This window comes from Achromobacter colocynthidis (assembly GCF_057334535.1).
On the sequence record NZ_JBHFIZ010000039.1, the window covers coordinates 275003 to 298646 of the forward strand.

A 23644-nucleotide genomic window follows, 5' to 3' on the forward strand; every position below is an offset into this window, starting at 1 on the left:
AATAGGGTCCACTATGACCAGTCTTGCCGCTCCTCCCTCCGGATTGCTCCGCCAATACTTCGTACTCACCAAGCCGCGCGTCACGCAGTTGGCGGTGTTTTGCGCGGTCATCGGCATGTTTCTCGCCGTTCCGGGCGTACCCGATATGCGCCGCGTGCTGTTTGGCACCATCGGCATCTGGCTGCTTGCCGCAGCCGCCTTCGCCATCAACTGCCTGATCGAACAGGAAGTGGACGCGCGCATGCTGCGCACGGCGCGGCGCGCCACCGCCCGAGGCACCATTTCGGCCTTCCAGGTGCTGAGCCTGTCGGGCCTGTTGGGCGGCGCGGGCATGTTCGTGCTGTACACGCTGGTGAACCCGCTGACCATGTGGCTGACCTTCGCCACGTTTGTGGGCTACGCCGTTATCTATACCGTCATCCTCAAGCCGCGCACGCCGCAGAACATCGTGATCGGCGGCTTGTCGGGCGCGATGCCGCCCGCGCTGGGCTGGGCCGCCGTGGCGGATTCCGTGCCCGCCGAGGCCTGGGTGCTGGTGTTGATCATCTTCATCTGGACGCCGCCGCACTTCTGGGCGCTGGCGCTGTACCGCAACCATGATTACGCCAAGGCCGGCCTGCCCATGCTGCCGGTCACGCACGGCAACCAGTTCACGCGCCTGCACATCCTGCTCTATAGCGTGGCGCTGGTGGCCACGACGCTCTTGCCCTACGCCATCCGCATGAGCGGTGCGCTGTATCTGTTGTCGGCATTGGTGCTGGGCGGCATGTTCCTGTCCTATGCCTGGCGTCTGTACCGCGCCTATAGCGACGAACTGGCGCGCAGCATGTTCCGCTTTTCCATTCTCTACCTGGCGTTGCTGTTCGGCGCCCTGCTGGTGGACCACTGGGTCGCCCTGCTGCGCTGACCCCTGGAGGTTGTTTGATGTCCGTGTTTTCCGCCAGCCGCCGGCTGGGCCTGCGCCTTGCCGCCGCCGCCGCCGTCACTGTCCTTACCGCCACCCTTGCCGCTTGCGGCGAAAGCGCACCCACGTTCAAGGGCAGCGACATCAGCGGCACCCAGTTGGGACGTGGCATGGAGCTGACCGACACCAACGGCAAGACCCGCCAGTTGTCGGACTTTGCCGGCAAGGTTGTGGTGGTGTTCTTTGGTTTCACGCAATGCCCGGACGTGTGCCCCACGTCCTTGGCGGAACTGACCGAAGTCATGAAGAAGCTGGGCCCGGACGCCGACCGCGTGCAGGTGCTGCTGATCACGGTGGACCCCGAGCGCGATACGCAAGAAGTGTTGAAGCAGTATGTGACCGCGTTCGATCCGCGTTTTCTGGGCCTGACCGGCACGCCGGACCAGATCAAGAAGGCCGCCGCGTCATTCAAGGCGTATTACGCCAAGGCGCCCACCAAGGACGGCAACTACACCATGGACCACACCGCCGCGTTCTACCTGCTGGATGGCAAGGGCGAATCGCGCGTGCTGGCCAACAACACGCTGGGCGTGGACGCGCTTACGCACGACATCAAGGCGCTGCTGAAAGACTAGCGGCTTAGTGCGTAAGAAGGATCAGCGGGCCTGAGTGCCCGCCGCAGCCCAGCCGGCCAACGCCGCCTGGGCTTTTTCATTCAGCTCGGCCACCGCGATGTCGTGCCGGTGCGTGATGATCATCAGGGCGTAGGGCGTTGCCAGCGCCGCGGCTTCAGGGCACAGGCGCGACTCGTCGCCGACCGACGGCGAGACGTTGCGCCAGTAGTTGATTGCCTGTTCGAGCTGGGGCAGGGAAATGGAATCCATGCGCTATTGTCCACGAATGGGCATGGCTGTCCACCGACGCGCCCGGCGTCTGCAACCCCTGCAAAGAAGCGTCACCATCGCAACATGCCGAAACCGCGCGCGGGTGCTATACCGATGCCGGTTAGTTACGATGGAGCATCGTTATGAATACATCCACCCGAATCCAGAACTCGCGCAGCGGCTTGCACCCCCTGGTCGCGGCCGCCGCCATCGCGGTCATCGTCATGTGCGCGGTGGGCGTCGCGGCGGTGATGGGCTGGCTGCCTTCGCCCTCGGCCAATCCGCATGCGGATACGCCCGTGGTTGAAGCGGGCCCCGAAGGCGCCAATCTGGCACCGGCCCCGGGGGCACAGCCTGCCCCGCAACAAGCGCAACAGGCGCAGCAGGCCGCGCCGCAGACCCAGCAGGCCCGTCCGGCATCGGCCTCGGCGCCCCGCGCGGCGGCGCCCGCGCCGGCCAAGCAGGCATGCCAAAGCTGTGGGGTGGTGGAAACCATCCGCCAGGTGCAGGTTCCGGTGAAGGACAACAGCGACCACCTGGTCGGCACCATCGGCGGCGGCGTGGTCGGCGGCGTAGTGGGTAATCAATTTGGCGGAGGCAGCGGCAAGACGGCGCTGACCGTGCTGGGCGCGGTGGGCGGCGCTTTGGCAGGCCGTGAAGTTGAGCGTAATATCAGACAGCAACAAACGGTGACGCACTATGAGCTGACGGTTCGCATGAACGACGGCAGTGCGCGCCAGTTCCGCAGCGCGCAGCCCTTCGCCTTTGCCTCGGGCGATCATGTGCGCGTGGAAAACAACCAGCTGCTGCCGGGCTAAGCCAAGGCCGGTGGCGATCAGTCCATGGGGAGACCTGGCATGAGCGACCAATTCACGAACCCGTTTGTCCTTCCCGGCATGGGACAGAATTCCGATCTGTCGGGCAACCCCTTGCTGGCCAGCATGGAAATGATGCGCCAGGCCTGGGCCGGCCTGACCGGCCCGGGCGGCCTGGCCAGCAGCCTGCCCATGGCGCCGCCCATGAATCTTGAAGACCTGGACCGCCGTATCGCCGAGCTGCGTTCGGTGGAAAACTGGCTGCGCATGAACCTGTCCATGCTGTCATCCACCATCCAGGGCATGGAAGTGCAGCGTTCCACCATCAGCACCTTGCGTGCCTTTGTGGACAGCGCGGCCAGCATGGACATGAACGCCGTGCGCGATAGCGGCGCGGCCTCGCCGCTTGAAGTGGTGCTGGGCCTGAAGCCCGCGCCGAAGTCCGCCGCCAAACCGGCATCATCGGAAAGTGCCCGCGACGCCAAGCCGCAGGAAGCTTCCGCTGGCGCAACGTCGGAATCGGATGCCGGTAAAGCGGCGGCCGCCGACTCGGCCGGGCCTGGCATGACCGAGCAAATGGGCGCCGCGGCGCAGTCGGCCTCCAAGGCATGGTGGGACTTGCTGCAGCAGCAGTTCAACCAGATTGCGGCCGCCACCGCCGCGTCCATGCCAACCAACCCCGCCGAGCCGGGCGAGCCCGCCACGCCCAAATCCAAGGATTCCAAACCGGCAGCCAAGACCGAAGCCAAGGCTTCCAAGCCTGCCACCCGCAAGCCCGCGGCGCGCAAGACGGCAGCCAAGTCCGCGCCCCGGGCGTCCAAGAATAATGGGCCTGTCGACGGCAAGCCCTGAACTCCTTTCAATCGACCCGCATCGGCCGCAAGGCCGTTTGCGCCGTCTCTCAACCTATCAGAACTTATGCTTAATGTAGTGATCCTCGCCGCCGGACTGGGCAAACGCATGCAGTCCAACCTTCCCAAAGTCTTGCACACGCTGGCTGGCAAACCCATGCTGGCTCATGTGCTGGACAGCGCGCGCCAGTTGAAGCCCGCGCGCATCATCGTTGTGGTGGGCCATGGCGCGGACCGCGTCAAAGAGGCTTTTGAAGGCCAGGCGGACCTGCACTTCGTGTTGCAGCAACCGCAGCAAGGCACGGGCCACGCGGTGCAGCAGGCCGTGCCGTTGCTGCTGGAAGGCGATGGCAAGGACGACGTCACGCTGGTGCTGTACGGCGACGTGCCGCTGGTGCAGCCCGACACGCTGCAACGCCTGCTGGATGCGCGCGCCACGGGCGCTGCCGTGCTGACCGAAGTGCTGGACGATTCCACCGGCTATGGCCGCATCGTGCGCGATGACAAGGGCAACGTGTGCCGCATCGTCGAACACAAAGATGCGTCGGAAGCCGAACACGCCATCAAGGAAGTGAACACCGGCATCCTGACCGCCCCGACGGCCAAGCTGAAAGACTGGCTGACCCGCATCGACAACAAGAACGCGCAAGGCGAGTACTACCTGACCGACGTGGTCGGCCTGGCCGTGGTCGACAAGGTGCCCGTGGGCGCGGCGCAACCCGGCGCCGGCTGGGAAACGCTGGGCGTGAACAGCCGCGTGCAGCAAGCCGAACTGGAACGTCGCTGGCAGGGCGAACAGGCCCGCCGCCAGCTTGAAGCCGGTGTGACGCTGGCCGACCCCGCCCGCTTTGACGTGCGCGGCACGCTCACTTGCGGGCGCGACGTATTCATTGACGTGGGCTGCGTGTTCGAAGGCAAGGTCACGCTGGCTGACGGCGTGCGCGTGGGTCCGCACTGCGTGCTGCGCGACGTGACCGTGGGCGCGGGTACGCAGATCGAGGCATTCAGCCATTTGCAGCAAGCAGAAGTGGGCCAGGATGCGCGCGTGGGCCCGTATGCCCGCCTGCGCCCGGGCGCCGAATTGGGCGATCGCAGCCACGTCGGCAACTTCGTCGAAATCAAGAAGAGCGTGCTGGGCGCCGACAGCAAGGCCAATCACCTGGCCTACATCGGCGACGCCGACATTGGCCAGCGCGTGAACGTGGGCGCGGGCACCATCACCTGCAATTACGACGGCGTGAACAAGCACCGCACCGTCATCGAAGACGACGCCTTCATCGGGTCGGATACGCAATTGGTGGCGCCGGTGCGCGTGGGCCGGGGCGCAACCCTGGGCGCGGGCACCACCCTGACTCGCGACGCGCCGGCCGACAAGCTGACGGTGTCGCGCGCCAAGCAGATCACCGTTGAGGGTTGGCAGCGTCCCGCGAAGAAGTCGTGATGGCGGAGAACGACGCCGCCAAGGCCGCCCTGCCTGACGGCCTGCCCGCGCCGCGCCGTTACTGGGCGGCTGCCACGGTCATGACAGGCATCAGCCTGTCGGTGCTGGACACCACGATCGCCAACGTGGCGCTGCCCACGATTTCCGTGGACCTCAACGCCTCGCCGGCGCAGGCGGTGTGGATCGTCAACGCCTACAACCTGGCGGTGGTGATGACGCTGCTGCCCTTGTCGGCGCTGGCCGAGCGCATCGGCTTTCGCCGCATGTTCACCTTCGGCCTGATCCTGTTCACGCTGGCGTCGCTGGGCTGTGCGCTGGCCGGCACCTTGTGGCAATTGACCGCCGCGCGCGTCTTCCAGGGCGTGGGCGCCGCCACGCTGATGTGCATGTTCGGCGGCCTGGTGCGCAATATCTATCCCCTGCACATGCTGGGCCGGGGCATCAGCATCAACGCCACCACGGTGGCCGTGATGTCGGTGCTGGGGCCCACCATCGGCTCCGCCATCCTGTCGGTGGCGCCGTGGCCCTGGATCTTTGCCGTCAACCTGCCCATCTGCGTGCTGGCCATGTTCGGCCTGCGCCATCTGCCCGAAGTGCCGCGCAACGATGTGAAGCTGGACTGGGTCAGCGTGGTGCTATGCATGGCGACGCTGGGCGTGTTCATTTCCGGCGTCGACATGATGGGCCAGGACCTGCTGCGCGGCATCGGCCTGGTGGCCATTGCATCGGTGGCGGGCTGGGTGCTGGTGCGCCGCGCCAGCAAGCAGCCGGCGCCCTTGGTGCCGGTGGACTTGCTGCGCATCCGCCCGCTGGCGTTTGCCGTGGGCGCGTCCGCCTGCACGTTCGCCGCGCAGATGGCGTCGTATGTGTCCTTGCCGTTCTACTTCCAGCAGGTGCTGGGTCGGCCGTACCTGGAAGTGGGCTTGCTGATGGGCGCCTGGCCCGTGGGCACGGCGCTTATCGCCCCGCTGGCGGGTCGCCTGTCCGACCGCTATTCCGCCGCCACCTTGAGCGGCGTGGGGGCGGCGACCATGGTGGCCGGCATGCTGTGGCTGACCCTGTTGCCGGCCTCGGTATCGAATTGGCCCATCGTGGCCGGCATGTTCGTCGCGGGCGTGGGCTTTGGCTTCTTCCAGACGCCGAACAACCGCGCCATGCTGTCGGCCGCGCCGCGCGCCCGTAGCGGGGCGGCGGGCGGTTTGCAGGCCACCACCCGCGTGTTCGGGCAAAGCTTCGGCACCGCGCTGGTGGCCATCGCCTTCAGCATCAGCCTGGCGCACGGCCCTGGCCTGGCGCTGGTGCTGGGCACGATATGCGCCGCGTTGGCGGTGGTGGTGAACACGGTCCGGTTCAACAAACTACGCGCCTAGGGGCCGGCGCGCCCCTGGGCCCCGGCCGCTTCTATAATGGCGGCCGGCGTCTGGTTCCTCTTGCCAGGCGCGCAAGATTCCCTATTTTGAAGGCGTGCAGGCATGAAAATCACGGTCGTGGGTACCGGTTACGTGGGGTTGGTGTCGGGAGCGTGTCTGGCCGACATGGGCAACGACGTCATGTGTCTGGACGTGGACGCCGCAAAAATCGCCCTGCTGCTCCAAGGCGGCATCCCGATCTATGAGCCCGGCCTGGAAGACCTGGTCCGCCGCAACGTGCAGGCCGGCCGCCTGCATTTCACGGACGACGTGGCGCAAAGCGTGGCCTTTGGCGACGTGCAATTCATCGCCGTGGGCACGCCGCCCGGCGAAGACGGATCGGCCGACCTGAAGTACGTGCTGGCCGCCGCGCAGAACATCGCGCGCCACATGACGTCCCGCAAACTGATTGTGGACAAGTCCACCGTGCCCGTCGGCACCGCCGACAAGGTGCGTGCCGTGGTGCAGAAAGAATTGGCCGCGCGTGGCGTCGACATCCCGTTCAGCGTGGCGTCCAACCCCGAATTCCTGAAGGAAGGCGCGGCCATCAATGACTTCATGAGCCCGGACCGTGTCGTCGTGGGCGCCGACGACGACTACACCGTCGGCGTGATGCGCCGTATCTACGAACCGTTCCAGCGCACCCACGACCGCCTGATGGTGATGGATGTGCGCTCGGCCGAGCTGACCAAGTACGCCGCCAACGCCATGCTGGCCACGCGCATCTCGTTCATGAATGAAATGGCGAACCTGGCTGAAGCGCTGGGTGCCGACATTGAACAGGTGCGTCGCGGCATCGGCGCGGACCCTCGCATCGGTTACCACTTCCTGTACCCGGGCGCGGGCTACGGCGGCTCGTGCTTTCCCAAGGACGTGCAGGCGCTGGTGAACACCGCCGCCGAAAATTCGCTGCCCATGCGCGTCATCGAAGCGGCCGAGGCCGCCAACCACGCCCAGAAATTCCGCCTGTCCGAAAAGCTTGTCGCGCGCTACGGCAACGACCTGCGCGGCCGCAAGATTGCGCTGTGGGGCCTGTCGTTCAAGCCGAACACCGACGACATGCGCGAAGCCCCCAGCCTGACGGTCATTGCCGAACTGACGCGCCGTGGCGCCGACGTGCGCGCCTACGACCCCGTGGCCATGCATGAAGCGGCGCGCGTGCTGGTCGGGCAGCCCGGCATCAGCTTCGCCACCGACATGTACGACGCGCTGGACGGCGCCGATGCGCTGTTGATCGCCACCGAATGGAAAGTCTTCCGCGCGCCCGACTTCGACCGCGTGAAGGCCCTGCTGAAAACGCCCTTGATCATCGATGGCCGCAACCTGTACACGCCGGCTGACGTACGCGCCCTGGGCTTCGAGTATTCCGGCATCGGACGCGCATGAAGATCCTGCAACTGAACTTCGAGAAGGGCTGGCGCGGCGGCGAACGGCAGACGCTGTATTGCATGCGCGCCTTCCGCAAGGCGGGCCATGACGTCGAAGTGATGTGCCGGGAAGGCGCGCCGCTGGCCGAGCGCGCGCGCCAGGAAGGGTTTGTTGCTCATACCTGCCGCAACGTGCCGGGGCAACTGGCTTTTCTAGCGGGCGCGGGCCGCTATGACATCATCCACGCGCAAACGGCCAACACCATTACCTGGGCCGTGCTGACCAAATGGCTGCATCGCCGCCCCGTGGTGTTCTCGCGCCGCACCTCGTTCGTGGTGAAGCCGGGCGACGAATGGAAGACCGGTTTCAAGTGGCGCCACGCCAACCTGTTCGTGGCCATCAGCGAAATGGCCGCAGGCGAACCGCGCCGCCTGGGCATCGAGCCCGTCATCATCCGCAGCGCGGTTGAACCCCACGCCATCAACGCCGACAACGTCGCCAAGCTGGTGCAGGAATTCGACCTCGCCGGCAAGAAGGTCATGGCCACGTCCGCCGCGCTGATCCGCGACAAAGACCCCGTGACCCTGGTGCGCGCCGTGGGCGAACTGGCCAAGACACGGCGCGACTTCGTCTTCCTGCACTTCGGCGCGGGTGGCGATCGCGAGCAGCAGGCCAAGGACGAAGCGCGCCGCCTGGGTATTGAAGATGTCTACCGCTTCGCGGGCTTTCGCAAAGGCGTCGAAGACTTCTACAGCATCCTCGACGTGTTCGTCATGAGCTCAGAAGAAGAAGCGCTAGGCAGCAGCGTGCTGGACGCCTTCTTGCAGCATGTGCCGGTGGTCTCCACCGACGCGGGCGGCCTGAAGGAAAGCCTGGCTGATGGCCGCGGCGTGCTGGTGGCCGTGGGCGACCATCAAGCCATGGCAGCCGGCATGGCCCGCTGCCTGGACGACGCGGCATTCCGCAAAGACGTCACGGAACGCGCGTACGAATACGTGAAGAGCGAACACGACGTGCAGAAGATGGGAAATCGGTATCTGGCGCAGTTCGAGCGGTTGCTGGGGCGGGCTTAGGTGGGGGGGGGGGCGGGGTGGCCGCAACAGCGCCGCTGCATGATGGGTTCCGCGCGATGGGGCATTGGGGTTCTTGCCTGTGTCCGCGCGCGCTTCACCCATCCTACGGGTTTCGGTGCCTTGTTCACCCCCGCACATCAATCCTGGTTTCGAATTTGGCGCGGTGTACCGAAAAGAATGTGCGCACGTTGCGCACGTTGGCTAGTGCGGTGAACGCGCGGTGTACCAGGGCGTGGTAAGCGGGCATGTCTTTTACCTGGGCGATCACCACGAAATCCGGTCCTGGCGACACGCGGTAGCACTGCAGCACCGCCGGTTCGGTCAGCATGCTTTGTTCGAACGCATCCAGGCTTTCGGCCGCTTGCACGTCCAGCGTGATCTCCACAATCGCCGTCAATGTGCTGCCCAGTTTTTCAGCGGCAAGTATCGCGACCTGCCTTTCGATGACGCCTTCGTCCACCAGGCGCCGAACGCGGCGCAGGCAGGTGGGGGGCGACGCATGCACCCGCGCCGCCAGATCCTGGTTGGTCAGCGAGTTGTCCGCTTGTAGCTGCTCAAGAATGCGCAGATCCAAATCGTCCAGTTCAGGCGGGGAAAATGGCGTGTTTTGCATGATTAATTCAAAAATGGCACTTCGAAGAAAGATAATTTAATCACAAATCTGTAAGTGAATTAATTTTCAAATTAAGCTGTATTAAGAAATCATATTTCTTACGGCCTCGCGCACAATGCGTCGGTACACGAACTTAAGCGGAGTCTTCCTATGTGCGGCATTGTTGGCGCCGTCGCCCAGCGCGACATCACCCCTATCCTGGTTGAAGGTCTGAAGCGGCTGGAATATCGCGGCTACGACTCTTGCGGCGTTGCCGTGTATGCCGATGGCCATCTGCGCCGCACGCGCAGCACGCAGCGCGTGGCCGAGTTGGCGGACCAAGTGGCTCAGGACAAGGTCCAGGGTTTCACGGGCATCGCCCACACCCGTTGGGCTACTCACGGCGTGCCCGCCACGCACAATGCCCACCCGCACTTTTCGCATCTGGGCAACGAAGAGCCGCGCATCGCGCTGGTCCACAACGGCATCATCGAAAACCACGACGAACTGCGCGCTGAATTGCAGGCCGTGGGCTACGTCTTTGAAAGCCAGACCGACACCGAAGTCATCGCGCACCTGGTGAACCACCTGTACACGGGCGACCTGTTCGAAGCCGTGCAGAACGCCGTGCGCCGCCTGCATGGCGCGTATGCCATTGCCGTGTTCTGCCGCGATGAGCCGCATCGCGTGGTGGGCGCGCGCCAAGGTTCGCCGCTGGTGGTGGGCGTGGGCCAGAACGAGAACTTCCTGGCGTCCGACGCGCTGGCGCTGGCCGGCACGACCGACCAGATCATCTACCTGGAAGATGGCGACGTCGTCGACCTGCAGCTCTCGCGCGTGTGGATCGTGGACGCCAACGGCAAGAACGTGGACCGTGAAGTGCACACCGTGCACGTGCACACTGGCGCCGCCGAACTCGGCCCGTATCGCCACTACATGCAAAAGGAAATCTTCGAACAGCCGCGCGCCGTGGGCGACACGCTGCAAGACATCGAATCGATTTCGCCCGAGCTGTTCGGCGACGAGGCCTACAAGATCTTCAAGGACATCGATTCGCTATTGATCCTGGCGTGCGGCACGAGCTACTACGCCGGCCTGACCGCCAAGTACTGGATTGAATCGATTGCGAAGATTCCGGTGGCCGTCGAAATCGCCAGCGAATACCGCTACCGCGACAGCGTGCCCAACCCGCGTTCGCTGGTCGTCACGATCTCGCAGTCCGGCGAAACCGCCGACACGCTGGCGGCGCTGAAGCACGCGCGTTCGCTGGGCATGGACAAGACGCTGACCATCTGCAACGTGTCCACCAGCGCCATGGTGCGCGAGTGCAAGCTGTCGTACATCACGCGCGCCGGTGTTGAAATCGGCGTGGCCTCGACCAAGGCCTTCACCACGCAGTTGACCGCCTTGTTCCTGCTGACGCTGGCCCTGGCGCAAGTGCGCGGCCATCTCAGTGATGAGCAGGAAGCCGAGCACCTGAAGGCGCTGCGCCACCTGCCCGTGGCCATTGGTTCGGTGCTGGCGCTGGAGCCGCAGATCATGGCTTGGGCCGACCGCTTCGCGTCCAAGGAAAACGCCCTGTTCCTGGGCCGTGGCATGCACTACCCGATCGCGCTGGAAGGCGCGCTGAAGCTGAAGGAAATCAGCTACATCCACGCCGAAGCCTACCCGGCCGGCGAACTCAAGCACGGCCCGCTGGCGCTGGTGACGGAGCACATGCCCGTCGTGACCATCGCGCCCAAGGACGAGCTGCTGGAAAAGCTGAAGTCCAACATGCAGGAAGTGCGCGCGCGCGGCGGCGAGCTTTATGTGTTCGCCGATGCCGACAGCAAGATCCAAAGCGCCGAAGGCATGCACGTGATCCGCATGCCGGAAAACTACGGCAAACTGTCGCCGATCCTGCACACGATCCCGCTGCAACTGCTGTCGTATCACACGGCTTGCGCACGGGGTACGGATGTGGACAAGCCGCGGAATCTGGCGAAGAGCGTGACGGTGGAGTGATGGGGCTATAAAAGTACGTTAGTTTGAAAACTGGAAATAAAGTCGGTCGCGCGGAATAAAGTTGATCGCAGCGCCGACTTCCTTCTACTCCTTCGATCTACCGCCATATCAGCTTTTACCCCATTGCAAGGGCCGCGTAAGCGGCCCTTCTTCATTTTTGGCACGAGGTTCGGCTCAGCAGAAGACGTACCGACAGCCAATCGCTGATACTGGGACAACCATTCAAACCGTTCTGTTCAACCGTTCAACACGGGCGTTTGCTGCGGCTTGCCCGGATGGACGTACTCGAGCTTGGTGTGCCACGCCTGGTTAACGTGGGACGGGAGTCCCTTGTACCAACTGCGTCGTCGCGCAGCACCGTGCGTCACCACCTCTGGTGAGGCATCATTGAATTGCTCCGAAATCTCAGTTCAACGCCCCGATTTGGACCGGCGCTCGCGGATGTGCGTAAACTTCCCCTGCTTAGCGTGTAGACACCGTGGAGGCATTTGAATGGTTGTGTTCTTAAACCTCGAAGCACTTACCTCTAGGATGGAGGGTGACACATGATCGGCTGGTGGATCATCGTATCGACAGGCAGCCCCGAGGAATGCGACCGCGCCGACCCAGAAGCGCGTCGTGCTGCCATCCTGGCGCAGTGGGAAGCAGGCGCTGGCGGCATCGGTTGGATCGAGCATTTGACGCAAGTGAGCAAGGCCACCAAGTTCGCCGGTGGCGGCTATCCGAACCGCTATGCCGCACGCGCTCGCGATGTGCTGCCATTGATCGAAGGCGGCGGTATCTTGCCATCCAAGGATGGCGTCTGGATCTTCGGCATCGACGAGGGCGAGGAATACGCGCAGCCTCCCGGTTGGATAGGCAAGGTCCAGGTGCATGCCGACCGTGTGGCCGCGTGTTCTCCCGATCAGCTCTTGACAATTGATGCCTGGGATCAATCCTGACTGTCATTTGAGGCCGCCAGGTCATAAAACCCGCAGCCCGCGCTTGGCCAGCGGCGCGTTCACAAATGTCGACCGTGTGCCCGCTGCGCGTCAGGGACCGTAAGCGTTGGCGCCAGGCCTCACGGCTCTTTGATCCTGTCCCCAGGTCGAGCTATTTCGTGAAGGAGATCATCAAGGTATCCCGCGATATCTCCAACCTCCATATCGACCGGGATGATGATGTCATCCGCACGCACCTGCTTGCCGTCGGTTAGGCGGTACACCTCCCATCCCCGGGTCGTGTGAAGCACTTCCAGCGCAAATCTTCCGTAAACGTCGAACTTCATGGCATCTCCACGTGGTTATGCGGTCAGTGGTTACGGTCGCTACGGGCCCCTATCCGCCCGCACTTTACGAACCCGAACCTCCTGCGACCACTTTTGTTCAGTTTTCCTGCACTGAGGGCGGGAAGGCCTGGGGTGCGACCGACTTTGATCCAAGTTTTCTAAACTTCGAAGTCTTTCAAAATCAAGGGGTTGCAAGGCCCGTTTGCTTCGAACGCCTAGCTTCGGTTTTCAACGCCTATCAATTTTCTCCTAACGTCAACTTATCACTAGAGGGCCGCATTTCTGCGGCTTTCTTTTCGTTCGCACCACATTTCACCCGAATCTATTTGGGCTGCCGTTGGTGCTGATGAGTCCCTGAACTGCTCCCCGTGATTAGTACGAAATCAATGTAGAGTCCGTTCCCAAAGGAATGGCAACGAAGAAACGATTCACGGAAGAACAAGTCATTGGCGTCCTCAAGGGGGCCGATGCGGGTGCCAAGCCCACAGAACTGTGCCGCAAGCACGGTATCTCCTTTGCTGCGGATGTATATGCGCGGTCGCTTGCCCCCCTTGCCCGGTGCAATCCCTGCGCCCGTTCCCGCCGTACCCTGAGACGACCTATGACAGACTTTCATCCCGACATGAGCCGCGAGGCGTTTGCCGAAGCACTTCGCGAGAACACGCAGGCGCAGCAGTTCCCCGGGGCGATGCTCATGCCCAAGAGCCGCCACGACTATGTAGGCGCGGTCATCGCCATCACAGGTACCTTGTATTTCGAAGGCGGCTATACACAGCTTAAGCGGGAGGCAATCGCACAGTGTTTTGACGATTACCTGGCGCAGGCGGGCGATGCCCTTACATGGCTGTGGCGTGGCGAGCCGCCGTCAGGCCCGCCGTGCATGCCCTACGTCAAGGCTCCGAAAATCCGTGATTTTTTCGAAACGCTCGACGAAGACGAGAAGCTTGACCTGCAGTACACGAGCGGCACCAAGCGCGAGGACGCCGGCCCTTATTCCTTTTATGTCAATGCCGCACCGGCTTGGGCCGCCAAAAAAACAGGCCGTCTGGATGTGTTGCGGTTCGCGTTGCCCTTTGTTGATATTGTCGAGCAACCGAAAGCCTTTCAAACCTTGTTCGTCGAATTCGCTGGGCGGCTGCAAGCATTGCATGGCCATGGCGGTTTTGGTTTTGTGCTGTCCCCGTCGGAATGGAACAGTAATCAGCCCACCGAAGCCTTCGCGTCGGAGCAGGCCCGCGGCGTTGATGTGGGGGCACCAGTATTCTCCGCCATGGTGCTCAAGCCCGACACGTTCAAGACGGTGTCTTGGCTGACCGCAATCAATCGTGACATGGTGACGCAGGCAGGCGGTTTGCACACGTTGCGCTCGGAATTGCCTCCGGACTGGTTTGCCTTCTATGACTATGGCGCTGGCATCGTCATTCAAGCTGGCAATGAACCCGACCTGGCTGCGACGGCTATCGACCCTAAACCTCCGCAGTACGCGCTACCTAACGCAGCGCTCAAACCGCTGCGCAGTGCTGTGTTCGGGCTACACCTGGCAGCTAGTGCCGCCGGCGAACCGCGGCTGACCGGACTCAAAGGCGAAGCATGGGTTGAGCGCTTCGATGTATCTGACGAAGAGCTGCTCGACGTCAAGGCACGACTGCTTGATACGCCTCGGCTAGATACAACTCACACTCTGGACGAGCGACTGTAGCGCAGCCGGGGGACCAGCCCAGCGCATTTCTGAAAGCTGACGCTTGCGGGGGGCTTACGAGACCGGGGGCTCGGTACAACTTCCGCCCGGAGCCCGGCGCCATAGCGCCAACGGTCTGTGCATTGAAGGCGTCGCGCGCAGCGCCGCCTGGGCGTTTTACAACCCCTGAATTGTAAAGCGAGAATACAATTCCAGCGTTGTATTAACGACTTACAACCTATATTGAGTATTTCAATTTTACTCAGTAGAATTTGTAAATCAGCAAAACAACGTGAGGCCTGTATGCCCGATTTCACCGTCCGTACGGCGGAGCAGCTGCCAGCGCTGCTCCAGGGTTTTCGCAAACAGTCCGGCCTGACCCAAGCGGATACGGCTATGCGCCTGGGCGTCAGCCAGCAGGCCTTGTCTCATCTCGAGCGCCATGCCGACAAGGTCAGCGCCGACCGCCTGCTGGAGCTTCTGAGCATCCTGGGCGTCGAGCTCGTGCTGCGCAAGACCAGCGAATCGCCGGCGCCGAAGGCGTCGATTGGCCCCAACTGGTGAGCTCATGGGGCGACGCTCACACACCCGCACCCTGAATCTCTGGATGAACGGCGAATTCGTCGGCACCTGGAGCATGCAACCGCATGTCGGAGAAGTCCTGCAGTATGCCGACGCCTGGGTGGCATCCGGACAGGGGCGCCCGCTGTCGCTGTCCCTCCCCTTCACCCCGGGCAATCTGCCGCACCGTGGCGAAGCCGTGCGCACCTACTTCGAAAACCTGCTGCCGGACAGCAAGGAAATCCGCGAGCGCGTGGCACGTCGGTACCAGGCCGGCTCGACCAATGCGTTCGCCTTGCTGGCTGAAGTCGGTCGGGACTGTGTCGGCGCGCTGCAGGTGGTGCCGGGCCCCGATGCGCCGGACGGCGTTCAAGAGGTGAACGCGGTTCCGATGAGCGACGCCGAGATTGCCCAGCTGCTTCGCAACACCCTGGCGCCAGGCCCCCTGGGCCGGAACGCTGCCGAGGATGAAGACTTCCGCATCTCCATTGCCGGAGCACAGGAAAAGTCGGCCATGCTCTGGTACGACGGGCGGTGGTGCCGGCCGCATGGCGCGACACCGACCACTCACATCTTCAAGCTGCCACTGGGCCTGGTCGCAAACATGAAGTTCGACATGAGCGATTCGGTCGAAAACGAGTGGCTGTGCTCCGAAATCCTGCGTGCCTACGAAATGCCTGTGGCGCGCACCGAGCCCCTGATGTTCGAGGACATGAAGGTGCTGGCGGTCGAGCGCTTCGACCGGATGTGGTGGGAGAACCCAGAGGGCAAGCGCTGGCTCATCCGGCTGCCGCAGGAAGACATGTGCCAAGCGACGGCAACGCCGCCGCATTTGAAGTACGAGTCCGACGGCGGGCCGGGTGTGCGCCAAATCATGAAGCTGTTGGCTACGTCGCGCGCGCCTGACCGCGACCGTCGCACGTTCTTCCAGGCCCAGGTCCTCTTTTGGATGCTGCGTGCCACGGATGGCCACGCGAAGAACTTCAGCATTTTCCTGCGCCAGGGTGGCACCTACGAACTCACCCCGCTGTACGACGTGCTTTCCGCCTACCCCGTCATCGGCAAGGGTGCGAAAAAGCTGTCTCCGTACGACGCCAGGATGGCCATGGCCGTGCGCTCGAAAACCCCCCACTGGGTCATGCGCGACATCTTGCGTCGGCACTGGATTGCCGTGGGCACCGAGCATGGCGTAGTGAATCCCGACGGTAAGGGGGTGGAACATGTCCTCGACGATCTGGTGGCGCGTACGCCCGGGGTCGTGAAGACCGTCCGCGCGCTACTACCGGCTGGATTTCCCATGCACGTGGCCGACAGCATCCTCAACGGCCTGCAAGAGGCCGCCGACAAACTGGCAGCTTAGCGCCAGAGGACCAGCGTTCTTTATCGCGTATCAAATCACCCCGACACGGCTGGTGCCTCCTTGGGTCACGATTTGCACACGCTGCCCCGCTGAGATGGGCACGTCGGCCTCTTGGACGATGACTCGTGTTTCGCCATTGTCCAGCTGCACCGTTATTTCCAGCCCCGCGCGGCGCGCTGAGGCATTCTCGATGGCGTTGCCGGCTGCCGCGCCTCCGATCAAGCCTCCGACGGTGGTCAAGCGTCTGCCGGATCCGCCGCCGATTGCGTTACCGGCCACCGCGCCAAGCGCGCCGCCAGCAATCAATCCCGTGCCGGAACTGCCGGACGACTGGATGGTGATGCCTCGTACGGCGACCACCGTGCCTAACACGACAGTCTGCGCGCGTTGGGCCTGGTCGAAGGTGTAGACGCGTGACGACGCGCTTTGCTGGGCGCAGCCTCCCAGGGCCATCGCCGCCGCGCCCGCTAGCAGCGCGAATCGTTTCGTGAACAGTCCTCCTTAAGAACAAAAGGCCGTCCCAGCTAGCCAGGCCGCCGGAACGCCAGTCACCGCCAACCACGACATCGCGGTCGCGCGAGTGCGCAGGGATGTGCGGTCGCCACCTGGCGGCTCACATCGAAAACAGCAACGGAATCATCACGACGCTGACGCATAAGGTCACCAGCATCAGCGGCGTACCCACTTTCAAATAGTCGACAAATCGGAAGCCGCCGGCCACGCTGACCAGCGCGTTGGCGGGTGTGGAGACGGGTGACATGAACGCCGCTGAACAGGCGATCGCAACCGCCATGACATAGGGATGGGGCTCGGCGTGAATGGCTTCGGCTAGGCTGATCGCGACCGGTCCCATCAACACCGCCGTGGCGGTTCCCGAGATCACCGTGCCCAGCGCGATCGTTGCGCCGAACAGCAAGGCGATCTGGCCGTGCGCGCCCCAGGTTTGAGACAAGCGCAGCAGGTTCTCGGCGGCCAGGTCCACACCGCCGGTGTGTTCCAGCGCAATCGCGAACGGCAGCATGCCGATGATGAGGATGAGCGCGCGCCAGTTGATGGCCCGATAGGCAATGTCCAGCGTGATGCAGCCGAATAGCCCCATCAACAAACAGCCGATCAGGCCGGCAATGACGATAGGCACCCAGCCGGTGAGCATCAGCGCAATCGTAAGCGCCATGACCAGCACAGCAGCGGGCGCACGGCCAGGCACCGCCACCACCGAATCGGTTTCCACGGGCAGCGCAAGGCTCACGAGATCGTGCTCGACAGACTGCAACGCGAAAATCCCCTTCCACGGCCCGACCACCAACGCCGTGTCGCCCGCGCGCAGGGCAAGTGCGTGCACGGAGGTCTGCGATCGTCCATTGCGCCACACGCCGACCACGAACAGTCCATGTCGGCGCAGCAGCGCTGACTTGCGGGCAGAGGCCCCCACCAGCCGAGAGTCCGGCGGGATGATCACCTCGACCATGCCCACGTCGCGCGACTGGTCAGAGAAATAGTCGCCAGTCATGGGCAAGATGCGCAGTTCGTGGCGCTGGCAATATGCGCCGATCGGGAATGCCTCGTCATCGATGTCCAGAAGCAAGACATCCTCGGCCTCCAGCAGGGCGTCATCGGTGGCCTCGAGCACGGCGCGCCCGAACCGGGCGCTACGTTCGATTGCAACCACGCATGCCTGTGCGCCCAGCTCCTCGTGGCAGACCTCAAGCCGCATGCCTACCAAGTCGGAGCGGGGATCAACGCGCAAGCGGTAGGCGCGTTCGCGCAAGGCATATTTCTCGACCCAGCCCGACAGGCTTGGGCGCCGCGAATGTGAGCTGCGCGGAGGCTCCGTGGGCAGAAAGCGTCTTGCCACCAATAGATACGGGATGGCCGCGGCAAGCACCGCCAGGCCGATCGGCGTGAAGGCGAAGAAGCCGAAACCCGTGTGCCCCGCGTAGACCAGCGCACTGTTGAGCACCAGATTCGGCGTGGTTGCCACCAACGTCATCATGCCGCTGATGGCCGCCGCAGCGCCCATCGGGAACAGCACCTGTCGGCTTGATATCGCAGTCTGTTGCGCGATCCGCAGGACGATGGGGATGAAGATGGCGACCACTGCCGTCGAACTCATCACCGATCCCATCGTCGCCACGGCACCCATGATGAGTACGATAAGCCGCTGCTCGCGTGTTCCTCCCTTGTGCAGCAGCCAATCGCCCACGGCCTGGGCTGCGCCGGTGCGCACCAGCCCCTCGCCGATCACGAACAGGCAGGCGATCAGGATCAGGTTGGGGTTGGCGAAGCCTGCGATCGCCTCTCGATAGGTAATCGTTCCGCTCAAGGGAAGCACCACGATCACCATCAACGCGACCGCGTCCGCGCGGGGCCGGCCGATCAGGAAGAGCACGATCGCGACGCCGAGTAGCGCAAGAACGAGAGCGAGATCGGGCGTCATGGTGGAGGCTCCGGGCTCAAGGCGCGATGGCGCCGGCAGTGAGCGTCCAGACGCCGTAGGCGCAGGCAATGCCGCCCAGCGCGATCTCATAGCTGCTGCGCCGGCTCCAGCGCGGGCGGGTCTGTCTGTCGCGCCAGGCGGTCAGCAGCCCAAAGCCGGCCACGAACAGGTATGGCATCAGGCTCATCGAACTGGCCATGTGTTTGATGAGCACGAAGGTGTCGTCGGTGAACAAGGTCACGATGAGGAACACCTGAACGAATCCACTGCTTAACCAGAGCGCCGCCAGTTCGGCGCGCGGCAAGATGCCATAGGACAGCAGCGTCACCGTCACCGTCACCAGCAAGGTCAACACCAATAGAAAGCCGATGATGGAGGCGGCGGCCACATCTTCGCGCCGCCGCGCGTAGCGCGAACTACGCTTCATCGCAATGCTCCTTGTTGGAGGCAGTCGCCATGCGGGCGCTGTTTCGCCGTACCGACCAGGAGCGAGCGTGGCCTCCATCTCAGTTGCTAGCCATACTCAAAAGTGAGTATGGCGCAGTCGGGAAGAATGCCCTCCACCTGGGGCAGCGCCACCGCTTGTTGTCCGTTTAACCGGGATTGCCGCAGCGACAACCACCCGCGCCTGCGCGGCGCGTAAACGCTGGCATCATCATGCGCAGCATCGCCATGCCGGAAAGCGCCTTAAAAGGCTTCCCCCTGCCGCACCGCCAGCGCGGCCGCCGCCGCGCGCGTTTCCACGCCCAGCTTGACGTAGATGTGTTCCAGGTGCTTGTTCACCGTTCGTGGCGCCATGCCTAGAATGTCGGCGATATCCCGATTGGTTTTTCCCTTGGCCAACCATCGCAGCACATCGGCCTCACGCGGCGTCAGACCGTAGGCTTGCGCTAACGGCGCCGTCTCCTGCAATAGCAGCAAGGTCTCGCCGCTGCGCCGTGATGCCGACAGGCTCAAGGTCAAACGCCCTCGCGTGCTGACAATCACCAAAGGCGCCGCCGCCGGCCCGGCCGCCAGATTGCCCGCCACCCAATCCGCCAAGGGCGCAGGCAGGTCCGCCGCATCCTCGGCGCAACCAAAATACGCCGCCAACCAGATCCGCGCCTTGCCCGTCTTCCAGATCGGCAGCCCGCGCGCGTCCAGCGCCACGACGGCTCGCGCCGCCGCATCGATCGCATCAAAGGCCGCCGACAGGCTGCGCGCATTGCGCAAATGCGTACGCAGCCTGGCCACCACCACATCCGGATCCAGCGGCTTGGTCACATAGTCCACGCCGCCCACCCGAAAGCCCTTCAACACGTGCTCGGGCTCGGTCAGGCCCGTCATGAACACCACCGGCACATCGCCCGCCGCCGGATGCGCTTTCAAGCGCGCGCAGGTCTCGAAGCCATCCATCCCCGGCATCACCGCATCAAGCAGCACGATATCCGGCACCACGAAATCCACCCGTTCTATCGCCGACTGGCCGTCAGTTGCCACCAGCACCTGATAACCCGCCGCGTCCAATGCGGTAGAGAGCATTTTCAGATTGTCTGGCGCGTCATCGACCAGCATGACAAGGTTTTTATCGGGCGTGGGCATGGTGACGCTGTACATGGTGTTTGAGCACTTGATTGAATTCATGCAGTTGAAACTCGCCCGCCAGCGCCCGCAGATGCAGCGTCAATTCGCGCGCTTCGGCCCGGCGGCCCTGTATCTCTTCCAGCTTGGCCTGTATGCCCTTGATATAGCCCATGGCCCCCAGTTCCAGCAGCGCCTCGGCATCCTCGCGCTCTAGTGCCACCCGATGCAGATCCCCCGCCGGCAGCGCCGCTTCCACCGGCGCCACCTGCCAGTCCAGCTTGAGCAGACTGCCGAGTTGATTCAGCAGATCCTCAAACATCACGGGTTTGGCTATGAACGCGTTGTGCCCGCTTTGCGTCGGGTCTTTCGGATCCAGCCCCAGGATGTTGGCCGACAGCATCACGATGGGCACGGCCACGCCTTCGTCGCGCAAGCGCCGCAACACTTCCCATCCCGTCATCTCGGGCATGGAGACGTCCATCAATATCAGGGCTGGCCGCAGCGTATGCACGCAGGCCAGGCAAGCCGCGCCGTGCGGCGCTTCGTGTATCTCAAAGCCCAGCGGCTCCAGCAGGTCGCGCACCAGGCGACGCTGCGAAGGCTGGTCATCCACCGTGAGGATCCGCAGCCGCTCGCCGCGATAACCCACCACCAGCCCCGACGGCCGGACATCGCTGCGCGGCGAGCGCACCTCCGGCAAAAACAGCTTGAGCGTGAACACACTGCCGCGGCCGACGGTGCTGCGCACCGTCAACTCGCCGCCCATGATGCCGGTCAGCATGCGGCAGATGGTCAGGCCCAGGCCCGTGCCGGAATCGGCCTGCTCGGCCGCCGCCCAACTGCGTTCAAACGGCAGAAAGATGCGTTCCAGATCCTCGGCCGGTATGCCTCGGCCGCTATCCTCGACTTCGAACAACACCATATCCGCCGCCGACTTCACGCGCATCGACACCTGACCTTCCGAGGTGAACTTCAACGCATTGCTCAACAGGTTGATCAGAATCTGCCGCAACCGCTTTTCGTCGATATGCACGATGGACGGCAGTTCCGCCGCTTCATAGCAAAAGCGCAGCCCTTTAAGCGTGCTCTGCGGCCGGAACATCTGCACGATCTGCTCCAGAAACGCCGGCAAGCGCAGTTCGCTGTTCTCCAACCTCAGCCTGCCCGCCTCGATACGCGCGATGTCCAGCAAACCATCGATCAGGCCGATCAAATGCTTGCCACTGCGATGAATCACATCAATGGCCTCACGCCGCGCCGGTGGCAAGCTTGGGTCGCGCTGCAGAATCTGCGCGTAACCCAGAATGCTGTTCAAGGGCGCGCGCAACTCATGGCTCATGCCGCCCATGAAGCGGCTCTTGGCCAGATTGGCGCTTTCGGCCGCTTCCTTGGCCTGTTGCAACTGAGCGTCGGTCTGCTTGTGCGCCTCGATTTCGCGCAGCAGCAAATGGGTCTGTCGATCCGATTCCTCTTGCGCCACGCGCCGGCTTTCGTGGGCCAGCACCAGCCACCAGGCCACGACGCCGCCGATCAGCAACAAGGCGGCATACAACTTCAAGAAGCTGGGCCGCAAACCCGAGGGATTCAGGCCGGCGCGCATATGACTGGCGTACTCCTGGTAGTAGATCAAGCCCAGAATGCCGGCCAGCAGCGACCCCATCCCCGCCACGATCAAGAGGTAGTGGCCCAGGCGGCTATGCAGCAGCGGTGTGACCCGCGCCGGCAACAGCCGGCCCAGGACCGCCTGCACCTGATCCTTCAAGCGTCCCTGCTGTTTGCAGCGATCCTGGCAGCGGGCATCCAGCGTGCAGCACAAGGAACAGATGGCGCCGTTATAGGCCGGGCAATGCGCCATGTCCGGCTGTTCGAAGCGGTTGGCACAGATCACACAGACATGATCCGAACCCGCGACATCGACCGGCGTGCGCGCCAGGTTGTAGCGCCCGCGCGTGCGCCAGGCGATGACAGGCGCGCAGACAAAAGCCGCCAGCAAGGCCACAAAGGGCGACAAGGCCTGCGCCAGCGCGCCCGCCGTGCCCGGAAACACGCCGGCAAAGGCCAGCAGGCCCAGCGTCATGGCGATCAGCATGCTGCCCACACCGACCGGGTTGATGTCATACAGATAGGCGCGGCGAAACTCGATTCGCTTCGGCGACAGACCCAGCGGCTTGTTGATCACCAGATCCGCCACCAGCGCTCCTATCCAGGCCAGCGCAACGTGCGAGAACACCGCCAGCACGTGCTCCAACGCGCCAAACACGCCCATCTCCATCAGGACCACGGCGATCAGCACGTTGAACACCAGCCACACCACCCGGCCCGGATGGCTGTGCGTGATGCGGGCAAAGAAGTTGGACCAGGCCAGCGAGCCGGCATACGCATTGGTCACATTGATCTTGACCTGCGAAACCACCACGAAGGCCGTGACCAGCGCCAGCGCCAGGGCGGGATCGCTGACCACATAGGTATAGGCCGCCAGATACATATGGGTGGGGTCGCCCGCCTTGTCGGCCGGGGCTCCCAGGGACAGGGCCAGCCAGGCCAGAAAGGCGCCGCCCAGAATCTTGGCCGCGCCTGGCAGGATCCAGCCCGGACCCGCGCAGATCAGGGCGAGCCACCAGCGTCTGCGGTTGGCCGCCGTGCGTTCGGGCAGAAAGCGCAGAAAGTCGACCTGTTCGCCGATCTGCGTCACCAGCGAGGCGGCCACCGCCACCGCCGAGCCGAACATCAGCAAGTTGAAATTGCCGCCCCGGCCGTCATAGCCCGGAAACCGCAGAAACTCCTGCAAGGTCCCGGGATCACGGAAGGCGATGAAGGCATAGGGCAAGAGCAGCAGCACCAGCCATATCGGCTGCGTCCATGACTGCAACCGGCTGATGAAGGTAATGCCATACGCCACCATGGGCAGGATGACCACGGCGCACAAGAGGTAGCCGATAGACAGCGGCAAGCCGGTGGCCAGCTCGATGGCTAGCGCCATGATGGCCGCCTCCAGCGCAAAAAAGATAAAGGTAAAGGAGGCGTAGATCAGCGAGGTAATGGTTGAGCCGATGTAGCCAAAGCCGGCCCCGCGCGTCAGCAGATCCATGTCCAGGCCATGGCGCGCCGCGTAATAGGCAATCGGCAAGCCGGTCAGGAAGGTGACCAGGGCCACGGCGATAATGGCCCAGAAGGCATTGATAAAGCCATAGTTCAGCGCCAGCGCCCCGCCGATGGCTTCCAGCGCCAGGAATGACACGGCCCCCAGGGCGGTATTGGCGACGCGGAACTCCGACCACTTGCGAAACGACACCGGCGTGAAACGCAACGCGTAGTCTTCCAGCGTCTCATTGGCGACCCAGGTGTTGTAGTCACGGCGGATCTTGACGATGCGTTGCGGCGCGCTGGCAGACAAATCGGGCTCCGAGGGAGTAGGGGATACGTCATTGAACGTAGAT

General features: G+C 63.6%; 21 protein-coding genes and 1 pseudogene. 14 read left to right on the forward strand and 8 right to left on the reverse strand.

The genetic code is table 11. The features are described 5' to 3' along the window. The first annotated feature begins 13 nt into the window (after positions 1-13). Positions 14-907, forward strand: a complete 894-nt coding sequence (cyoE, locus tag ACE04A_RS27795; RefSeq protein WP_279993616.1) for a heme o synthase — start codon at positions 14-16, stop codon at positions 905-907. A gap of 17 nt (positions 908-924) precedes the next feature. Next, complete coding sequence (locus ACE04A_RS27800) at positions 925-1539, forward strand: SCO family protein (protein ID WP_391440101.1); 615 nt, start codon at positions 925-927, stop codon at positions 1537-1539. Between the two features lie 21 nt (positions 1540-1560). Here the strand turns inward: ACE04A_RS27800 and ACE04A_RS27805 are convergent, their stop codons facing one another. Next, positions 1561-1788, reverse strand: a complete 228-nt coding sequence (locus tag ACE04A_RS27805) for a DUF3717 domain-containing protein (RefSeq protein ID WP_100853499.1) — start codon at positions 1786-1788, stop codon at positions 1561-1563. 143 nt (positions 1789-1931) lie between these two features. Here ACE04A_RS27805 and ACE04A_RS27810 point away from each other — a divergent pair, with 143 nt between their 5' ends. From ACE04A_RS27810 to ACE04A_RS27835, 6 genes are all read left to right on the forward strand, one after another. Then, on the forward strand, positions 1932-2606 hold the full coding sequence (locus tag ACE04A_RS27810) for a glycine zipper 2TM domain-containing protein (RefSeq protein WP_279993617.1): 675 nt from the start codon (positions 1932-1934) through the stop codon (positions 2604-2606). Positions 2607-2645: 39 nt separating this feature from the next. After that, positions 2646-3455, forward strand: coding sequence for a PhaM family polyhydroxyalkanoate granule multifunctional regulatory protein (locus ACE04A_RS27815; RefSeq protein WP_485820731.1), 810 nt, complete (start codon positions 2646-2648; stop codon positions 3453-3455). Between the two features lie 66 nt (positions 3456-3521). Further along, a complete protein-coding gene (gene glmU / locus ACE04A_RS27820; RefSeq protein WP_447987722.1) occupies positions 3522-4895 on the forward strand; it encodes a bifunctional UDP-N-acetylglucosamine diphosphorylase/glucosamine-1-phosphate N-acetyltransferase GlmU in 1374 nt (457 codons plus the stop codon). Beyond that, a complete protein-coding gene (locus ACE04A_RS27825) occupies positions 4895-6265 on the forward strand; it encodes an MFS transporter (RefSeq protein WP_448716855.1) in 1371 nt (456 codons plus the stop codon). The genes glmU and ACE04A_RS27825 overlap by 1 nt, the downstream gene beginning before the upstream one ends. A gap of 102 nt (positions 6266-6367) precedes the next feature. Next, positions 6368-7690 carry a UDP-glucose dehydrogenase family protein gene (locus ACE04A_RS27830; protein WP_259252697.1) on the forward strand — a complete coding sequence of 441 codons (1323 nt, stop codon included), beginning with the start codon at positions 6368-6370 and terminating at the stop codon, positions 7688-7690. Further along, positions 7687-8745 carry a glycosyltransferase family 4 protein gene (locus ACE04A_RS27835; protein ID WP_448716856.1) on the forward strand — a complete coding sequence of 353 codons (1059 nt, stop codon included), beginning with the start codon at positions 7687-7689 and terminating at the stop codon, positions 8743-8745. The genes ACE04A_RS27830 and ACE04A_RS27835 overlap by 4 nt, the downstream gene beginning before the upstream one ends. Before the next feature lie 124 nt (positions 8746-8869). On the opposite strand, the gene ACE04A_RS27840 is transcribed toward ACE04A_RS27835, so the two are convergent. Continuing rightward, entirely contained in the window at positions 8870-9358 is a 489-nt protein-coding gene (locus ACE04A_RS27840; protein WP_448716857.1) for an Lrp/AsnC family transcriptional regulator, read from the reverse strand. Positions 9359-9508: 150 nt separating this feature from the next. On the opposite strand from ACE04A_RS27840, the gene glmS reads away from it, so the two are divergent. Continuing rightward, positions 9509-11341, forward strand: coding sequence for a glutamine--fructose-6-phosphate transaminase (isomerizing) (gene glmS, locus ACE04A_RS27845; protein WP_279993622.1), 1833 nt, complete (start codon positions 9509-9511; stop codon positions 11339-11341). A gap of 545 nt (positions 11342-11886) precedes the next feature. Further along, positions 11887-12282, forward strand: coding sequence for a hypothetical protein (locus ACE04A_RS27850; RefSeq protein ID WP_438858168.1), 396 nt, complete (start codon positions 11887-11889; stop codon positions 12280-12282). 119 nt (positions 12283-12401) lie between these two features. On the opposite strand, the gene ACE04A_RS27855 is transcribed toward ACE04A_RS27850, so the two are convergent. Then, positions 12402-12608, reverse strand: coding sequence for a DUF7661 family protein (locus ACE04A_RS27855; RefSeq protein ID WP_448716859.1), 207 nt, complete (start codon positions 12606-12608; stop codon positions 12402-12404). A 409-nt stretch (positions 12609-13017) separates the two neighbouring features. On the opposite strand from ACE04A_RS27855, the pseudogene ACE04A_RS27860 reads away from it, so the two are divergent. The 4 genes and pseudogenes from ACE04A_RS27860 to ACE04A_RS27875 all read left to right on the forward strand — a co-directional run. Further along, positions 13018-13128 (forward strand): annotated as a pseudogene (locus tag ACE04A_RS27860) (transposase); the annotation flags it as partial. Between the two features lie 81 nt (positions 13129-13209). Further along, on the forward strand, positions 13210-14307 hold the full coding sequence (locus tag ACE04A_RS27865; protein ID WP_448716996.1) for a type VI immunity family protein: 1098 nt from the start codon (positions 13210-13212) through the stop codon (positions 14305-14307). 282 nt (positions 14308-14589) lie between these two features. Continuing rightward, positions 14590-14850 carry a type II toxin-antitoxin system RelB family anti-toxin gene (relB, locus tag ACE04A_RS27870; protein ID WP_485820732.1) on the forward strand — a complete coding sequence of 87 codons (261 nt, stop codon included), beginning with the start codon at positions 14590-14592 and terminating at the stop codon, positions 14848-14850. Between the two features lie 4 nt (positions 14851-14854). Continuing rightward, positions 14855-16207 carry a type II toxin-antitoxin system HipA family toxin gene (locus ACE04A_RS27875; RefSeq protein ID WP_448716862.1) on the forward strand — a complete coding sequence of 451 codons (1353 nt, stop codon included), beginning with the start codon at positions 14855-14857 and terminating at the stop codon, positions 16205-16207. 30 nt (positions 16208-16237) lie between these two features. Here the strand turns inward: ACE04A_RS27875 and ACE04A_RS27880 are convergent, their stop codons facing one another. The 5 genes from ACE04A_RS27880 to ACE04A_RS27900 all read right to left on the reverse strand — a co-directional run bounded on the left by ACE04A_RS27880 (position 16238) and on the right by ACE04A_RS27900 (position 23601). Then, the gene (locus ACE04A_RS27880) at positions 16238-16660 is read right to left on the reverse strand and encodes an outer membrane lipoprotein (RefSeq protein WP_448716863.1); all 423 of its coding nucleotides are present in this window, start codon (positions 16658-16660) and stop codon (positions 16238-16240) included. Between the two features lie 160 nt (positions 16661-16820). Continuing rightward, entirely contained in the window at positions 16821-18644 is a 1824-nt protein-coding gene (locus tag ACE04A_RS27885) for an SLC13 family permease (protein ID WP_485820733.1), read from the reverse strand. Between the two features lie 16 nt (positions 18645-18660). Continuing rightward, positions 18661-19071: a hypothetical protein gene (locus tag ACE04A_RS27890; protein ID WP_448716865.1), complete on the reverse strand. Its 411-nt coding sequence runs from the start codon at positions 19069-19071 to the stop codon at positions 18661-18663. Positions 19072-19331: 260 nt separating this feature from the next. After that, on the reverse strand, positions 19332-20267 hold the full coding sequence (locus ACE04A_RS27895) for a response regulator (RefSeq protein WP_448716866.1): 936 nt from the start codon (positions 20265-20267) through the stop codon (positions 19332-19334). Further along, the gene (locus tag ACE04A_RS27900) at positions 20209-23601 is read right to left on the reverse strand and encodes a hybrid sensor histidine kinase/response regulator (RefSeq protein WP_485807466.1); all 3393 of its coding nucleotides are present in this window, start codon (positions 23599-23601) and stop codon (positions 20209-20211) included. The genes ACE04A_RS27895 and ACE04A_RS27900 overlap by 59 nt, the downstream gene beginning before the upstream one ends. Positions 23602-23644 lie beyond the last annotated feature (43 nt).

Bases quoted from the DNA above. Each gene is read 5' to 3' on its own strand.
- ACE04A_RS27815 (WP_485820731.1), top strand. From the start codon at position 2,646: ATGAGCGACCAATTCACGAACCCGTTTGTCCTTCCCGGCATGGGACAG.
- ACE04A_RS27835 (WP_448716856.1), top strand. From the start codon at position 7,687: ATGAAGATCCTGCAACTGAACTTCGAGAAGGGCTGGCGCGGCGGCGAA.
- ACE04A_RS27895 (WP_448716866.1), bottom strand. From the start codon at position 20,267: ATGAATTCAATCAAGTGCTCAAACACCATGTACAGCGTCACCATGCCC.
- ACE04A_RS27830 (WP_259252697.1), top strand. From the start codon at position 6,368: ATGAAAATCACGGTCGTGGGTACCGGTTACGTGGGGTTGGTGTCGGGA.
- glmU (WP_447987722.1), top strand. From the start codon at position 3,522: ATGCTTAATGTAGTGATCCTCGCCGCCGGACTGGGCAAACGCATGCAG.
- ACE04A_RS27850 (WP_438858168.1), top strand. From the start codon at position 11,887: ATGATCGGCTGGTGGATCATCGTATCGACAGGCAGCCCCGAGGAATGC.
- ACE04A_RS27885 (WP_485820733.1), bottom strand. From the start codon at position 18,644: ATGACGCCCGATCTCGCTCTCGTTCTTGCGCTACTCGGCGTCGCGATC.
- relB (WP_485820732.1), top strand. From the start codon at position 14,590: ATGCCCGATTTCACCGTCCGTACGGCGGAGCAGCTGCCAGCGCTGCTC.
- ACE04A_RS27880 (WP_448716863.1), bottom strand. From the start codon at position 16,660: ATGGCCCTGGGAGGCTGCGCCCAGCAAAGCGCGTCGTCACGCGTCTAC.
- ACE04A_RS27875 (WP_448716862.1), top strand. From the start codon at position 14,855: ATGGGGCGACGCTCACACACCCGCACCCTGAATCTCTGGATGAACGGC.
- ACE04A_RS27865 (WP_448716996.1), top strand. From the start codon at position 13,210: ATGACAGACTTTCATCCCGACATGAGCCGCGAGGCGTTTGCCGAAGCA.
- ACE04A_RS27800 (WP_391440101.1), top strand. From the start codon at position 925: ATGTCCGTGTTTTCCGCCAGCCGCCGGCTGGGCCTGCGCCTTGCCGCC.
- ACE04A_RS27810 (WP_279993617.1), top strand. From the start codon at position 1,932: ATGAATACATCCACCCGAATCCAGAACTCGCGCAGCGGCTTGCACCCC.
- cyoE (WP_279993616.1), top strand. From the start codon at position 14: ATGACCAGTCTTGCCGCTCCTCCCTCCGGATTGCTCCGCCAATACTTC.
- ACE04A_RS27825 (WP_448716855.1), top strand. From the start codon at position 4,895: ATGGCGGAGAACGACGCCGCCAAGGCCGCCCTGCCTGACGGCCTGCCC.
- glmS (WP_279993622.1), top strand. From the start codon at position 9,509: ATGTGCGGCATTGTTGGCGCCGTCGCCCAGCGCGACATCACCCCTATC.
- ACE04A_RS27840 (WP_448716857.1), bottom strand. From the start codon at position 9,358: ATGCAAAACACGCCATTTTCCCCGCCTGAACTGGACGATTTGGATCTG.
- ACE04A_RS27890 (WP_448716865.1), bottom strand. From the start codon at position 19,071: ATGAAGCGTAGTTCGCGCTACGCGCGGCGGCGCGAAGATGTGGCCGCC.
- ACE04A_RS27805 (WP_100853499.1), bottom strand. From the start codon at position 1,788: ATGGATTCCATTTCCCTGCCCCAGCTCGAACAGGCAATCAACTACTGG.
- ACE04A_RS27855 (WP_448716859.1), bottom strand. From the start codon at position 12,608: ATGAAGTTCGACGTTTACGGAAGATTTGCGCTGGAAGTGCTTCACACG.